General features: G+C 69.8%; 13 protein-coding genes. 9 read left to right on the plus strand and 4 right to left on the minus strand.

The window, feature by feature from the left end; translation table 11 throughout:
• Window positions 1-96 precede the first annotated feature (96 nt).
• From ABZ906_RS40345 to ABZ906_RS40365, 5 genes are all read left to right on the plus strand, one after another.
• Window positions 97-1,725 carry an ATP-binding protein gene (locus tag ABZ906_RS40345; RefSeq protein WP_361196776.1) on the plus strand — a complete coding sequence of 543 codons (1,629 nt, stop codon included), beginning with the start codon at window positions 97-99 and terminating at the stop codon, window positions 1,723-1,725.
• On the plus strand, window positions 1,722-2,129 hold the full coding sequence (locus ABZ906_RS40350) for a roadblock/LC7 domain-containing protein (protein ID WP_361196779.1): 408 nt from the start codon (window positions 1,722-1,724) through the stop codon (window positions 2,127-2,129). The genes ABZ906_RS40345 and ABZ906_RS40350 overlap by 4 nt, the downstream gene beginning before the upstream one ends.
• Complete coding sequence (locus ABZ906_RS40355; protein ID WP_361196782.1) at window positions 2,126-2,515, plus strand: DUF742 domain-containing protein; 390 nt, start codon at window positions 2,126-2,128, stop codon at window positions 2,513-2,515. Before ABZ906_RS40350 ends, ABZ906_RS40355 begins: the two co-directional genes overlap by 4 nt.
• Window positions 2,496-3,110, plus strand: coding sequence for an ATP/GTP-binding protein (locus ABZ906_RS40360; RefSeq protein WP_361196785.1), 615 nt, complete (start codon window positions 2,496-2,498; stop codon window positions 3,108-3,110). The genes ABZ906_RS40355 and ABZ906_RS40360 overlap by 20 nt, the downstream gene beginning before the upstream one ends.
• A gap of 86 nt (window positions 3,111-3,196) precedes the next feature.
• Window positions 3,197-4,684 carry a cytochrome P450 gene (locus ABZ906_RS40365; protein WP_361391324.1) on the plus strand — a complete coding sequence of 496 codons (1,488 nt, stop codon included), beginning with the start codon at window positions 3,197-3,199 and terminating at the stop codon, window positions 4,682-4,684.
• On the opposite strand, the gene ABZ906_RS40370 is transcribed toward ABZ906_RS40365, so the two are convergent.
• The 4 genes from ABZ906_RS40370 to ABZ906_RS40385 form a co-directional block, all read right to left on the minus strand.
• Entirely contained in the window at window positions 4,678-5,655 is a 978-nt protein-coding gene (locus ABZ906_RS40370; RefSeq protein ID WP_361391327.1) for an RluA family pseudouridine synthase, read from the minus strand. The two genes, ABZ906_RS40365 and ABZ906_RS40370, sit on opposite strands and share 7 nt — an antisense overlap.
• A gap of 46 nt (window positions 5,656-5,701) precedes the next feature.
• Complete coding sequence (locus ABZ906_RS40375; RefSeq protein WP_361391330.1) at window positions 5,702-6,289, minus strand: GNAT family N-acetyltransferase; 588 nt, start codon at window positions 6,287-6,289, stop codon at window positions 5,702-5,704.
• A gap of 116 nt (window positions 6,290-6,405) precedes the next feature.
• Complete coding sequence (locus ABZ906_RS40380; protein ID WP_361391333.1) at window positions 6,406-7,251, minus strand: siderophore-interacting protein; 846 nt, start codon at window positions 7,249-7,251, stop codon at window positions 6,406-6,408.
• A 52-nt stretch (window positions 7,252-7,303) separates the two neighbouring features.
• Window positions 7,304-8,209 (minus strand): 5'-3' exonuclease, encoded by a 906-nt coding sequence (locus ABZ906_RS40385; protein ID WP_361391491.1) that lies wholly within the window; start codon window positions 8,207-8,209, stop codon window positions 7,304-7,306.
• Between the two features lie 264 nt (window positions 8,210-8,473).
• Between ABZ906_RS40385 and ABZ906_RS40390 the strand changes: the two genes are divergently transcribed.
• The 4 genes from ABZ906_RS40390 to ABZ906_RS40405 all read left to right on the plus strand — a co-directional run bounded on the left by ABZ906_RS40390 (window position 8,474) and on the right by ABZ906_RS40405 (window position 14,067).
• Complete coding sequence (locus tag ABZ906_RS40390) at window positions 8,474-9,640, plus strand: glycine betaine/L-proline ABC transporter ATP-binding protein (RefSeq protein WP_361391336.1); 1,167 nt, start codon at window positions 8,474-8,476, stop codon at window positions 9,638-9,640.
• Window positions 9,633-12,245, plus strand: a complete 2,613-nt coding sequence (locus ABZ906_RS40395) for an ABC transporter permease/substrate binding protein (RefSeq protein ID WP_361391339.1) — start codon at window positions 9,633-9,635, stop codon at window positions 12,243-12,245. The genes ABZ906_RS40390 and ABZ906_RS40395 overlap by 8 nt, the downstream gene beginning before the upstream one ends.
• 148 nt (window positions 12,246-12,393) lie before the next feature.
• On the plus strand, window positions 12,394-13,377 hold the full coding sequence (locus tag ABZ906_RS40400; RefSeq protein WP_361391342.1) for a hypothetical protein: 984 nt from the start codon (window positions 12,394-12,396) through the stop codon (window positions 13,375-13,377).
• Window positions 13,378-13,482: 105 nt separating this feature from the next.
• On the plus strand, window positions 13,483-14,067 hold the full coding sequence (locus tag ABZ906_RS40405) for an XRE family transcriptional regulator (RefSeq protein WP_361391344.1): 585 nt from the start codon (window positions 13,483-13,485) through the stop codon (window positions 14,065-14,067).
• Window positions 14,068-14,092: the final 25 nt, after the last annotated feature.

The raw sequence follows: 14,092 nt of genomic DNA on the forward strand, positions 1-14,092 counted from the left end.
GGATACGTCTACCAGGCTCAACAACCCATAAAATCCCCCGATTTCGCAGAATCAATCCCCCTTTCCTTCCCCTAGACGAGTGTTCAGAGGGCATACATGGTGAGTGTTCAATCGCCTCCCGGTGGCCGAGAAGTCCCTTACGCACGTGCGCTGTTGCTGCCCGCCATGCTGATGGCCGCAGCGACCGGAGCCGCCGTCGCGGCGGTATCGGAACCCGCCCGCACGGCGGTGGGCTTGTGCGGCGCGATCGCGACCCTCGTGGTCGTCGCGGTCGGCGCCGAAGCGGTGCGCCGCGGCCGGCACACGCGGGCGCTGCACGCGCAGTACGCACAGCGGCTCGCCTACCTGGACCGCCGCATCGCGTCCCACGACGACGAGACCGTCCGCCTGGGCAGGGAGATCATCCCCGAGGCCGTCTTCCGGCTCCGGCAGGGCGAAGCCCCCTCGGAAGTCATCCGCCACCTCGTCGACAGTGACGAGTCCTTCTCCGAACTCCCCGAATCCCAGCGCCAGATGCTCCGGAACGTCCTGGACACCCTGGACACCGGAGAGGCGATGCGCGAGTCGTCGCAGCGCGCCTTCGTCAACATCGCCCGGCGCGTCCAGTCCATCGTCCACCAGCAGGCCGCGGAACTGCGCGAGATGGAGGAGTTCCACGGCCGCAACCCCGAGGTCTTCGACGACCTGCTCCGCATCGACCACGGCACCGCACTCATCGGCCGCCTCGCCGACTCGATCACCGTGCTCGGCGGCGCCCGGCCGGGACGCCAATGGCCCAAGCCCGTACCGCTGTTCAGCGTGCTGCGCGGCGCCATGTCCCGCATCCTTGAGTACCAGCGCGTCGACCTGCACTCGATCGCCAAGGTCGCCATCCGCGGCACGTCCGTGGAACCGCTCATCCACGCCTGCGCCGAACTGCTCGACAACGCCACGCGCTACTCGCCCCCGCAGACCCGCGTGCACGTCACCGCCGTCGAGGTGCAGACGGGCATCGCCGTCGAGATCGAGGACGGCGGCGTCAGCCTCAGCGAGGAGGCGCGGGCACGGGCCGAGCGGATGCTCGCCCAGGCGCAGGCCGGCATCGACCTGAACGACCTCGGCGAGAGCCCCCGCCTCGGCATGGCCGTCGTGGGCCGCCTCTCGCAGATGTACAACCTCCAGGTCTCGCTGCGGCAGTCCGCGTACGGAGGCGTCCGCGCGGTGCTCATCGTCCCGCACGAGATGATCACCACCGGGCCCGCGCCCGGCCTCGCGCACGGCATCGGCGCGTCCGCGGTGCCCCGGGTGAACGCCGAGGGCCGCCCCATCGAGGAGCCCCACGGCATCCGCCGCAAGAAGCCCCGCGTGATGACGGCCGGTCCGCCCATCCCCAAGCCGCTCACCCCGGCCATGGAGGACGACATCCCCGAAGTCACCGAATGGACGGCGAACGGCCTGCCGCAGCGCCGCAGCCGGGTCCGCACCCCGCTGGCCGAGCGCCTCGCCCAGGAAGCGGCGGACGAGAAGTACGCCAAGCAGCGCGCCCCGTACTCACCGCAGGCGAGCGCTCCGGCCGCTCCCGAGCCGGTGAAGAAGGAGGAGAAGGAGCCCGGCCTCTGGATCGAGGCCTTCATGAAGGGCGTCAACGGCGACGACTCCGCGGCCGATGACCCGTTGTTCCCCAAGGGACACAGCGAGAACGACCACGGCAATGCCGACAACGCCGACGAGGGAGGCTGGAAGTGATCCAGCAACGGGCCAATTTCGACTGGATGCTCAAGGAACTCGCCGACGGGGTGCCGCAGACCCGGCAGATCGTCGTGCTCTCCGCGGACGGCCTGCGCATCGCGCGCTACGGCGGAGACCCCGACGGCGCCGACCGGCTCGCCGCCGCCTGTGCGGGACTTCAGTCCCTGGCCGCCGCGGTCGCCACCGAGATCCCGCGCAGCGGCGGCGGGATGCGCATGGTGATCATCGAGGTCGACGGCGGCTACTTCTATCTGATGGCCGCGGGAGCCGGCGCCTACCTCGCCGTCCTCGCCGACGAAACCGTCGACGCGGGCCTCATCGGAAACCGCATGCGGGACCTGGTCGTCCGGATCGGCGCCCATCTGACGAGCCCGCCGCGGCGCGACGGGCAGGCCGTATGAATCCTCCGCAAGGCGAGCACCCCTCCCACCGGGACGACCCTCCCCAACGGGAACGGCGCAGCCCGGACAATCCCGAGCGGCTCTACATCCTGACCGGCGAGGACACGGAGAGGGCGCCCCTGGACCTCGTCACGCTGATCGTCGCGCACGGCGAGGCACCGCCGACGGCAGAGCCGGAACACTCCGCCGTCCTGCGCTTATGCAGGACACCGCTGTCCGTCGCCGAGATCTCGGCCTATCTCGCGCTGCCGGTCAGCGTGGTGACCGTCCTGCTGACGAAGATGCTCGGGGTCGAACTGGTACAGGCGCGGGCGCCGATCGTCCGCTCCACCCTCCCCGACCGTTCCCTTCTCGAAGCGGTGATGCATGGACTTCAAAAGCTCTGACACGATCACCGGGCCCAGCAGCGAAGAGGTCCTGCCGCACACGGCCACCGCGGCCGTGAAGGTCGTGATCGTGGGCGGGTTCGGCGTCGGCAAGACGACGATGGTCGGCTCGGTCAGCGAGATCCGTCCGCTGACCACCGAAGAGACCATGACCCAGGCCGGTATCGGCGTCGACGACAACTACGGCTCGGACACCAAGACGGCCACCACCGTCGCCATGGACTTCGGCCGGATCAGCCTCTCCGAAGAGCTGGTGCTCTATCTGTTCGGCACCCCCGGCCAGGAGCGGTTCTGGTTCCTGTGGAACGGCCTCTTCGAAGGCGCCCTCGGCGCGGTCGTCCTGATCGACACACGCCGTCTCGAAGTCAGCTTCGACGTGATCGGCCGCCTCGAGGAGCGCGGTGTGCCCTTCGTCGTGGCCGTGAACGACTTCCCCGACGCGCCCCGCCATCCGATGGACACGCTGCGCCGCGCACTCGACCTCGACGAGGCCGTGCCGATGGTCACGTGCGACGCCCGGCAGCGCGCATCGAGCCGGGACACCCTGCTGACCCTCATGCGTTACCTGCACTCCCTGACCGTGGCCCGCGTCTGACGCCTCACCTCATCCGCGACCCCGGAAACTCCCCGGAATCTCTTCCGCAACCCCGGAATCTCTTCCGCAACCCCGGAGCGACGAACGTGACGACCCCTTCCCACTCCCACCCCGGCACGGACGACCCGGCCGTGCCGCCCCCCGGCTGCCCCGCGCACGGCCTCGGGACCGGCCCCGGCGGCGCCCGCCGGCTCTATGGGCCCGAGGCGGACACCGACCTCGCGGGCGTGTACGAGAAAATGCGCGCCGACCACGGCGCGGTGGCCCCGGCCCTCCTGCACAACGACGTACCCATCTGGGCCGTCCTCGGCCACAGCGAGAACCTCCACATGGTGCGCACCCCCTCGCAGTTCACCCGCGACGCGCGCCAGTGGCGGGCCGTCCAGGACGGCAGCATGGGCGCCGACCACCCGCTCGCCCCCGTCGTCACCTGGCAGCCCATGGCCAGTTTCGTGGAGGGCGACGAGCACAAGCGGCTGCGCGGCGCGGTCACCGGCGCCATGGCGGGCCTCGACCACCGCGGCATCCGGCGCTACATCAACCGCTACAGCAACCTCCTGCTCAACGACCTCTGCCAGGGTGGCAAGGCCGACCTGGTGAGCGAGTTCGCCGAGCATCTGCCGATGATGGTGATGTGCCATGTCCTGGGCATGCCCGAGGAGTACAACGAGCGGATCGTGCAGGCCGCCCGCGACATGCTCCGGGGCACCGAGACCGCCATCGCCAGCAACGCGTACATCATGGACGCGCTGATGCGCCTGGTGGCGCGGCGCAGGGCGAAGGCCGAGGAGGACTTCACCAGCAACCTCATCGCGCAGCCCCAGCAGCTCACCGACGAGGAGGTCGGCACGCACCTGCGGCTCGTGCTCATCGCCTCGTACGAGGCGACGGCCAACCTCATCGCGAACGCCCTGCGCATGGTCCTCACCGACCCGCGTTTCCGCGCCCAGCTCAGCGGCGGCCAGATGACGGTCCCGGAGGCGATCGAGCAGTCCCTGTGGGACGAGCCGCCGTTCAGCGCCATGGTCGGGTACTTCGCCAAGCAGGACACACAGCTCGGCGGCCAGGAGATCAAGGCGGGCGACGGGCTGATCTTCGGTATCGCGCCGGGCAACGTGGACCCCGTCGTACGCCCGGATCTCGCCGCGAACATGCAGGGCAACCGCTCCCATCTGGCGTTCGGCGGCGGACCGCACGAGTGTCCGGGGCAGGACATCGGCCGTGCCATCGCCGAAACCGGCGTGGACGCGCTCCTCATGCGCTTCCCGGACGTGGAACTCGCCGTCGAGGAGAACGAGTTGAGGTGGACCTCGTCGATCCTCTCCCGGCACCTGGTGGAGCTTCCGGTGCACTTCGCGCCGCGGCCCCCGCAGGACGTGATGGCGCGCCCGATGGCGCGGGTGCCCAGCGCGCGGGGCGACTGGCAGGTGTCCTCGCCGGCGCCGCGGCCCGCGACGCCGCAGCCGGCGGCGCCCGCCGACGTGCCGCCCGTGCCCGGGTCCGCGCCGGTGACGGCGCCCGTACCGCGGCAGGGGGCGTGGCGGCGCCTCGTCACCTGGTGGCGGGGCTACTGACCGCCCGCCGCGTCCGGTTTTGGTGACGGGCCCGTCCAGGAGTCGTACGAGGTCCAGGCGCCCAGCTCGCGCGTGCTGACGAAACGGTGGTCGGCGCCCGTGACGGGGTCCGTGAACTCCATGACACGGGAGAGGAGTTGCAGGGGCCGCCGGAAGTCGTCCGGCGGCACCGGGCCCGTCACCAACGGGTAGATGGGATCGCCGAGGATCGGCAGGCCCAGGGCGTTCATGTGCACCCGCAGCTGATGGGTGCGGCCGGTGTGCGGGGTGAGCCGGTAGCGCGCCAAGTCACCCTGCTGTCCGATGAGTTCGACGCGGCTCTCGCTGTTGGGTTCGGCGCAGGGGACTTCGTAGGCGGCGATGATGCCGCGCTCCTTGACGATGTGGCTGCGTACGGTGCGGGGGAGTTCGACGGCGGGGTCGTGGGCGGCCACGGCCTCGTACTCCTTGCGCACCCGCCGCTCGCCGAACAGCATCTGGTACGCGCCGCGTTCCGCAGGCCGCACGGTGAAGAGGATCAGCCCCGCGGTGAGCCGGTCCAGGCGGTGCGCCGCGCCGAGTTCGGGGAGGTCCAAGTCCCTGCGGAGGCGGGCGAGCGCGGTCTCGGTGACATGGCTGCCGCGGGGCGTGGTCGCCAGGAAGTGCGGCTTGTCGGCGACGACGATGTGCTCGTCGCGGTACACCACGTCGATGTCGTACGGCACCGGAACCTCGTCCGGCAGCTCCCGGTGGAACCACACGAACGCACCGGGCACATAGGGAGCGTCCGGCGCCACGGGAAGCCCGTCCGCGCCGACGAAGAGGCCGTCCCGCAGCATCCCGTCGATGACCCCCGGCTCCGGCTTGAGCCGTGCGACGAGATGGTCCCGTACGGTCGCCCACGCCCCGTCGGCCGGCAGCTTGACCCGTACGGGGTCGACGCCGCGGCGCTGCGGCAGGGGAGAGGGCGGGATGCGGGGCTTACGGGTCACAACCGGCAAGAGTACGGGGCGGGGTCTGGCGGGGGCGCCTTGCCGATCATTCTTCGGCGCCCCGGATGCGGGCGTGCAGATGCATGTCGTGCCAGCCGTCCGCGTGCAGTACCGCGCTTCGTTTGGTGCCCTCCGGTGCGAAGCCCGTCTTGAGCGCGACGCGGCAGGAGGCTTCGTTGGCCACGGCGTGGGTGAGTTCCAGGCGGTGCAGGCCGACTTCGTCGAAGGCCCACTCGCTCAGGGCCGTGAGGGCGCGCGGGGCGATGCCCTGGCCGCGGGCGGACGGCATGGTCCAGTAGGCGACCTCGGCCTGGCCGTCGGCGAGCACGATGAGGCGCAGCGCGATCCGGCCCACCAGCGCGTCCGTCGCGGCGTCGGCGATGGCCCAGTACGCGTCGCGCTCCTCGGGCCAGGCCTTGACCCAGCCCTCGATCCAGCCGCTGGCCTCGTGGACCGAGTCGGCCTCGCGGGCGTGCCAGCGCTGGATCACCGGGTCCTGGAACGCCTCGTACACGGCGGGGGCGTCGGCCGCCTGCCAGGGGCGGATGAGGAGCCCTCCGGGTACGGGGATGGTGGGCTGTTCCTGGCGGGCGAACGTGCCCGCCGGGACGACATCAGAGATCTTGAAGGGCATGCGCGCATGCTGCCAGCGGGCGGCAGTTCGTGAAACGGGTTTTGGTCTCACTCCGTCCGCGGGCCGGTGGGGGCTTGTCGCGCAGTTCCCCGCGCCCCTGAAGGGGCTCTCGGCGATTACGCGCTGGGCGCAGCCGACTCCTGCTCCGCCTCCACCTGTGCGTTCCACTCGCGCTTGGACGCCTGCCAGCCGTCCTCGTTGTGGCCAAGGCGCCAGTAGCCGGAGATGGAGAGGCGGTCGCGGGGGATCTGGCGGTCCATGCGGAGGTAGCGGCGCAGCTCCTTCACGAAGCCTGCCTCGCCGTGCACGAACGCCTGCACGTCGCCCGCGGGGAAGTCCAGGGAGCGCACGGCCTCGACGAGTGCCTCGCCGACGGGGCGCTGCCCGCGGTGCAGCCATACGATCTGTGCGGCCGAGTCGATCTTCTGCTCCTCGTCCGCGTCGGCGACCTCCACGAAGGCGTACGCCTGCGCGCCCTCGGGCAGCGCTTCGAGGGATGCGGCGATCGCGGGCAGCGCGCTCTCGTCACCGGCGATCAGGTGCCAGTCGGCCGCGGCGTCCGGGGCGTACCCGCCGCCGGGGCCGAGGAAGTGGATCGTGGTGCCCGGCGTGACGTTCTTGGCCCAGGGGCCCGCCAGGCCCTCGTCGCCGTGGACGACGAAGTCGATGGCGAGCTCGCGGGACGTCGGGTCCCAGGAGCGCACGGTGTACGTACGCGTCACGGGCCACTGCTCGCGGGGGAACTCCTCGCGGATCCGCTGGATGTCGAAGGGCTCCGGGTAGGTCACGCCCTCGGCGCCGAAGAGCAGTTTCACGTAGTGGTCGGTGGAGTCGCCCGCGGTGAACTCGGCGAGACCCTCGCCGCCCAGGACCACGCGCTGCATGTGCGGGGTGAGGCGCTCGGTGCGCACCACCTGTGCGACGTGGGCCTTCGGTGCCTTGCGTGCCGGACGTTCTGCCATGGCGGCGTCCTCCCCTGATCAAATGTTGCTTAGGCTTACCTAAGCTAACACCTCAGCCCTGGAGAGTCGTGAGCAGTCGCTTGAGCGCTCCACCGAGGTTCCAGCGCGCGGCAAGCTCGTCCAGGGTCGCGGGATCGCGGGGTTCGGCCGGCAGCGCGAGGTCCACCTCGGGCAGCGGTACGTCGCCCGCGACGCGGACCACGGTCGGCGCGACGGCCACATAGGCGCGGGACTCGTCGAGCCGCTTGCGCTGGGAGGGCGTCAGCTTGCTCTTCGGGTCGTCCACGGCGGCCATGATTCCGGCCAGGTTTCCGTACGCGTCGAGGAGCTTGGCCGCTGTCTTCTCGCCGATGCCGGGCACGCCGGGCAGGCCGTCGCTCGGGTCGCCGCGCAGTAGGGCCAGGTCGACATAGCCGGAGCCGTCCACCCCGTACTTCTCGCGGAGCCAGGACTCGTCGGTGAGCTGGAGGGAGCCGACGCCCTTGAGGGGGTAGAGGACGCGGATGCCGCGCTCGTCGTCGACCAGTTGATAGAGGTCGCGGTCGCCGGTGACGATGTCGACGGGGCCGGTGGCACGGCCGGCGTACGTACCGATGACGTCGTCCGCCTCGTACGACGGCACGCCGACGCGGGCGATGCCGAGGGCGTCCAGGACGTCCTCGATGACGGGGACCTGCGGCGCGAGCGTGTCCGGGGTCTCCTCGGCGTCCGGGCCCTGCTCGACCTCCTCGGCGACGCGATGCGCTTTGTACGACGGGATCAGCTCGACCCGCCAGTGCGGGCGCCAGTCCGCGTCCATGCAGGCGACCAGGTCGTCCGGGCGGTGGTCCTGGACGAGCCGGGCGATGAAGTCGAGCAGCCCGCGCACCGCGTTGACCGGTGTGCCGTCCGGGGCCTTCACCGAATCGGGGACCCCGAAATAGGCCCGGTAGTACAGGGACGCCGTGTCGAGCAGCATGAGCCGTCGCGTTCGCTGAGTCACCTTCGCATCATGCCGCACGGCACTGACACTGCCGAGAGCCGATAGTCGACAGAAGTGAATGAAATGTGAACTGGAACACTCTTGCGTTTGTTCTGTGTAAGTCAGGGCAGGCGCCGAGCCGGAGCGCCTCCGGTCGAGGATTCAACTATTTCGCCGGGCAAGTAGCGGGCAGAACCCGCGTCGCTCCACGGCCCGCCGGCGGGGGAGGCGGGCCGTCTTGGTTCAACCCGAGAGGTGTATGTGTCCAGGCTGCAAGCCGAACACCTGTACAAGGTATTCGGCAGACGACCCGCTGACGCGGTGGAGAAACTCCGCCACGGAACAGACCGAGAGGAGCTGCGCGCCGAAGGCACCACTGCCGCGGTGATCGACGCCTCCTTCACGGTCGAGCCGGGCCAGATCTTCGTCGTCATGGGTCTCTCCGGATCCGGCAAGTCAACGTTGCTGCGCATGCTCAACGGTCTGTCGGAACCGACGGCCGGACAGGTGCTCTTCGAAGGTCAGGACCTGACCACGCTGAGCCCCCGTGAGCTGCGCGAGGTGCGCTCCAAGAAGATCAGCATGGTTTTCCAGCACTTCGCGCTCTTCCCCCACCGCAGCGTCCTCGAGAACGCCGGTTACGGCCTCGAGGTGCAGGGCGTGCCGCGCGCCGAGCGCGAGGAGCGCGCCACGGTCGCGCTCGAACTCGCCGGTCTCAAGGGCTGGGAGAAGTCCTGGCCCGACGAGCTGTCCGGCGGTATGCAGCAGCGTGTGGGCCTGGCCCGCGCGCTCGCCACCGACGCCGACCTGCTCCTGATGGACGAGTCGTTCAGCGCGCTCGACCCGCTGATCCGCCGCGACATGCAGGACCAGCTCCTCGAGCTCCAGAAGCGGCTGAAGAAGACCATCGTCTTCATCACCCACGACCTGAACGAGGCCATGCGCCTGGGCGACCAGATCGCCGTCATGCGCGACGGCGAGATCGTCCAGATCGGCAACGCCGAAGACATCCTTGTCACCCCGGCCAACGACTACGTCGCCGCGTTCACGCAGGACGTCGACCGCTCCCGCGTCCTCACGGCGGGCGCGATCATGGCCGAGCCCGAGACCGCGTTCGGCACGAAGACGGCCGAGGGCAAGGAGCTGACGACCGCACAGGACGTGCTGGACGCGGCCCCCGCCACGGTCAAGGCGGAAACGCCGATCATCGAGCTGTTCACGCCGTGCTCCACCAGCGGTGCGGCTGTCGCGGTGACCGACGACGACGGCAAGCTCGTCGGCGTCGTGCCGCGGGCGCGACTGCTCGCGGTGCTCGGCGAGCCGATGTCCTCCGAGGACGAGCCGCAGGACGCCGTCCCGGTGGAGAAGGCGCAGCAGGCGCAGGAGAACGGCGGCAAGGCCGCGGGCAAGGTGGTCAGCGGTGCCTAGGATTCCCTTCGGCGAGTGGGTCAACGACGGCGTCGACTGGCTGCTCAGCCACATGGCCTGGTTGTTCGACTTCTTCCAGACCGTCTTCCAGGGCGCGTACGACGGCATATCCGACCTGCTCCAGGCGCCCGAGCCGCTGCTCCTCGCGGGCATCTTCGCGGTCATCGCGTTCTGGCTGCGCGGTGTGGTCGCCGGTGTGCTGACCTTCGCGGGCTTCGCCTTCATCATCTCGATGGAGCTGTGGGACCACGCGATGATGACGCTGTCCCTGGTGCTCGTCTCGACGATCATCGCGCTGATCATCTCGGTGCCCGTGGGCATCTGGGCGGCGCGGTCGAGCACGGTCAGCGGCATCGTCCGCCCGGTGCTCGACTTCATGCAGACGCTGCCGGCGATGATCTACCTCATCCCCGCCATCCTGTTCTTCGGGATGGGCGCCCCCGCGGGCATCGTCGCCACCCTGATCTTCGCCCTGGCCCCCGGCGTCCGTATGACGGAGCTGGGCATCCGCCAGGTCGACAAGGAACTGGTCGAGGCCGCCGACGCGTTCGGCACCACGCCGCGCAACATTCTGCTGCGCGTCCAGCTGCCCCTCGCGCTTCCCACGATCATGGCCGGTGTCAACCAGGTCATCATGCTGGGCCTGTCCATGGCCGCCATCGCGGGCATGGTCGGCACCGAGGGCCTGGGCGCCGACGTCAACGAGGCCATCGGCCAGCTGAACGTGGGTCTCGGCTCCGAGGCGGGCGTCGCGATCGTCATCCTGGCGATCTACCTGGACCGGATGACCAGCTCGCTGGGCTCCCAGGTCTCCCCGCTCGGCCGTCGTGCCGCGGCGAAGGTGCGTGCCGCGCAGGGACTGAACATCTTCACCTACCGTCCGCAGGCCGCCGTCGCGGTCATCGGTGTGGTCGTCCTCGCGCTCGTCGCGGGCGGCATGGGCGTCTTCGGCGGCTCGGCCTCCAAGGAGGCCGCCGCGGACTCGAAGAACGTCGGCCAGGGCAAGGAAATCAACATCGGCTACATCCCCTGGGACGAGGGCGTGGCCTCCACCTTCCTCTGGAAGGAAATCCTGGAGCAGCGCGGCTTCAAGGCGCAGACCAAGCAGCTCGAGGCAGGACCGCTGTACACCTCGCTCTCGCAGGGCAGCATCGACTTCCAGACCGACTCGTGGCTGCCGACGACGCACGCCGCGTACTGGAAGAAGTACGGCAAGGAGCTCGAGGACATGGGCTCGTGGTTCGGCCCGACCTCGCTCGAGCTCTCCGTGCCCTCGTACGTGAAGGGCATCGACTCGCTCGAAGACCTCAAGGGCAAGAGCGGCAAGTTCAAGGGCAAGATCGTCGGCATCGAGCCGAGCGCCGGCATGATGGGCCTGCTCAAGGACAAGGTCCTCAAGGAGTACGGCCTCGACAAGGAGTACAAGGTCGTCGACGGCTCCACGCCGGCGATGCTGGCCGAGCTCAAGCGCGCGTACGCCAAGAAGGAACCGATCGTCACCACGCTCTGGTCGCCGCACTGGGCCTACAGCGACTTCAAGCTGAAGAAGCTCGATGACCCGAAGGGCTCCTGGGGCAAGGGCGACGGCGTGCACTCGCTCGCTCGCAAGGGCTTCTCCAAGGAGAACCCGCAGGTCGCCAAGTGGCTCAAGGACTTCAAGATGACTGAGAAGCAACTCACGAGTCTTGAGGCGGAGATCAACAAGGCGGGCAAGGGCAAGCAGCAGGAAGCCGTCCGTGCCTGGCTGAAGAAGAACCCGAAGGTCGTCGACGAGCTGGCGCCGCTCCCGAAGAACACCACCCCCGCCGAGGCGAAGCGTCCGCTGAACGCCGCGTACTTCGCGTGGGACGAGAACATCGCCGTCACGAATCTCTGGAAGCGTGTCCTGGAGAAGCGCGGCTACAAGATGAAGCTGACGCCCTCGGACGTCGGCCCGGTCTACACCGCTCTCGCACAGGGTGACCTCGACCTGGATCTCGACGCCTGGCTGCCGACGGCTCAGAAGCAGTACTGGGACAAGAACAAGGCGAACCTCAAGGACCTGGGCTCCTGGTACAGCCCGACGTCGCTGGAGATCGCCGTCCCGTCCTACGTCAAGGGCGTGAAGTCGCTCGAGGACCTCAAGGGCAAGGGCGACAAGTTCAAGGGCAAGATCATCGGCATCGAGCCCGGCACGGGCGTGATGACGGCCCTGAAGAACAAGGTCCTGCCGGGGTACGGCCTGGACAAGGAGTACAAGATCGTCTCCGGTTCGACGCCGGCGATGCTGTCCGAGCTGAAGTCGGCGTACGCCAAGAAGGAGCCGGTCGCGGTCCTGCTCTGGTCGCCGCACTGGGCGTACAACGAGTACAAGCTCACCAAGCTGAAGGACCCCAAGCTGGGCTTCGGCAAGGGCGACACGATCCGCACGATCTCCAGCAAGGAGTTCCCGAAGCAGTACCCGCAGCTCACGAAGTGGCTCAAGAACTTCAAGATGAGCGAGCAGGAACTGGCCAGCCTGGAGAACGAGATCAACAAGGCGGGCAAGGGCAATGAGCCCAAGGCCGTCGACGAGTGGCTGAAGAAGAACCCGGGCTTTGAGCAGAAGATGACCCCGCAGTCATAGCTCTGTAGTTCCGGCTCTGCGCCGCTGGATCACCCCGAGGGGTGGGCCTCGCCCTTGTGGCGAAGCCCACCCCTCGCGGCGTTCCCCGGCGTGGCCCCGCTCCCTAGGCTGGGCAGCCTCCCCGCCGCTCGAACGTAAGTGCCCCTCCGTGACCGTCCACGCGACGCCCCGCCTCTTCTTCACCGTGGCCCTCGCCCTCGCCGCCGCCCTGTTCCTCGCGCACCTGGCCGACGCGAGCCCCGCACCGGCCTCCGCGGGCACCGCACGCCTCGCCGGGCTCGCGGGCGACGTACGCGCCGCCGACGGCCACCGCTACGACGCGCGGGACGACACCGGGCGCACCATGGACGCCGCGCAGATCACGCAGCGGCCCGACGGCACATACCTGGCCGTCTACCACACCCTCCTGGACGACGGCCGCTTCCATGCCGCCGTCGCCACCTCCGCCGATCTGCGGCACTGGCACCGCCGCCACGACTTCGGGCCCGGCACCCACCAGGCCTCGCTCGCCGCCGACGGGCGCGGCGGATACGTCCTCGCCTATGAGAGGGACCCGCGGAACCACATCGCCGTGCGCGCGTACGCCGACGGGGCGGCGCTGCTCGACGGGCGCCCCGCGCACGCCTTCGACGCGCCGCGCACCCTCTCGCGGTGCGCCGAGGGCACGCCGAGTATCTCCGCCGTACGCGGCGACACCATCGAACTGACCGGGCACTACCGCGCCGACTGCGACACCGACCGCCAGCTGCGCGCCACCCTCACCCGGTTCCGCGACTGGCACGCGGAGCCGGACCGGCGGCTCGACCGGGCGCTGCGGGCGTGGGGCAACAGCGGCAACCTCGGGGATCGCGCGCCCGTCGAGCTCGACGGGCAGCGGATGCTCTTCGTGGAGGGGCAGCGCAGGCGCGGCGACTTCGGCAGCTGGCGGTCGTACGCGTACGACCCGGTGAGCGGACGGGCCGACCGGATCGACATCTCGACGCACGGCGGGAGCCATGCCTTCGCCAATCCGTCGGCGACCCTCGTCACCGACCCGCAGGGCAGGCCTTCCTTGCTGGTCAGCGTGTTCATACCGGGGGAGGGTGCGGCTCCCGGAGAGGCCGGGCAGCTTGTCTACTGGCGCAAGCTGTAGACGGCGGTCCGCGCAACGGGGCGAAACCGTTTGGCGAACATGCGTAGGGTGCAGAAAACCCCTCAGGGTTGAGAGTGGACCGACGCGCAGAAGGGAGCCGAGGCGATGGACGAGCAGAAGGAAACCCTCCGGGTGGGCTCGGCCGTGCGGCGCCGCCGCCGGCAGCTGGAGCTCACCCTCGCCGTGGTGGCCGAGCGCAGCGGTCTCTCGGTGCCCTTTCTGAGCCAGGTGGAGAACGAGCGGGCGCGGCCCAGCAGCCGTTCCCTGCAGCGAGTTGCCGACGCCCTGCGGACGACCGACGTCGAACTGCTCGCCGCGGCGGACCCCGCGTGCACGGTCGATCTGACGCGCGCCGAGGAGGGCGACGCCGCGACCCCCTCCCCGTCCTCCCCCGACGCCGCCCGCATACGCAATCTGGTGCGGGGTCACCACCAGCTGCACGCCATCGAGTTCACCGGCGACCATGACGAGGGACGCGAGTTCCAGCACCGTAACGACGAATTGATGTACGTGGTGGGCGGCGCCGTCGAGGTCGAGGCCGAGGGCAGGGCGTACCGGCTCGGGCGCGGTGACAGCCTCTATCTGACGGGCGGGGTGCGGCACCGGTGGCGGGCGACCGTGCCGGACAGCCAGGTGCTCGTGGTCGCCGTGGGCGATCACATCGACGCCGTGGACGACTCGCGGCGCTGAGGGGATTTCACGGTGGCGGGGGCGG

Origin of the sequence: Streptomyces sp. NPDC046925 (assembly GCF_040644915.1) — a bacterium.
Taxonomy (GTDB): Bacteria; Actinomycetota; Actinomycetes; order Streptomycetales; family Streptomycetaceae; genus Streptomyces.

Coding starts and splice junctions, on each gene's coding strand:
- ABZ906_RS40345 (WP_361196776.1), top strand. CDS start 97: ATGGTGAGTGTTCAATCGCCTCCCGGTGGCCGAGAAGTCCCTTACGCA.
- ABZ906_RS40355 (WP_361196782.1), top strand. CDS start 2,126: ATGAATCCTCCGCAAGGCGAGCACCCCTCCCACCGGGACGACCCTCCC.
- ABZ906_RS40360 (WP_361196785.1), top strand. CDS start 2,496: ATGGACTTCAAAAGCTCTGACACGATCACCGGGCCCAGCAGCGAAGAG.
- ABZ906_RS40375 (WP_361391330.1), bottom strand. CDS start 6,289: ATGCCCTTCAAGATCTCTGATGTCGTCCCGGCGGGCACGTTCGCCCGC.
- ABZ906_RS40380 (WP_361391333.1), bottom strand. CDS start 7,251: ATGGCAGAACGTCCGGCACGCAAGGCACCGAAGGCCCACGTCGCACAG.
- ABZ906_RS40385 (WP_361391491.1), bottom strand. CDS start 8,209: ATGCTGCTCGACACGGCGTCCCTGTACTACCGGGCCTATTTCGGGGTC.
- ABZ906_RS40405 (WP_361391344.1), top strand. CDS start 13,483: ATGGACGAGCAGAAGGAAACCCTCCGGGTGGGCTCGGCCGTGCGGCGC.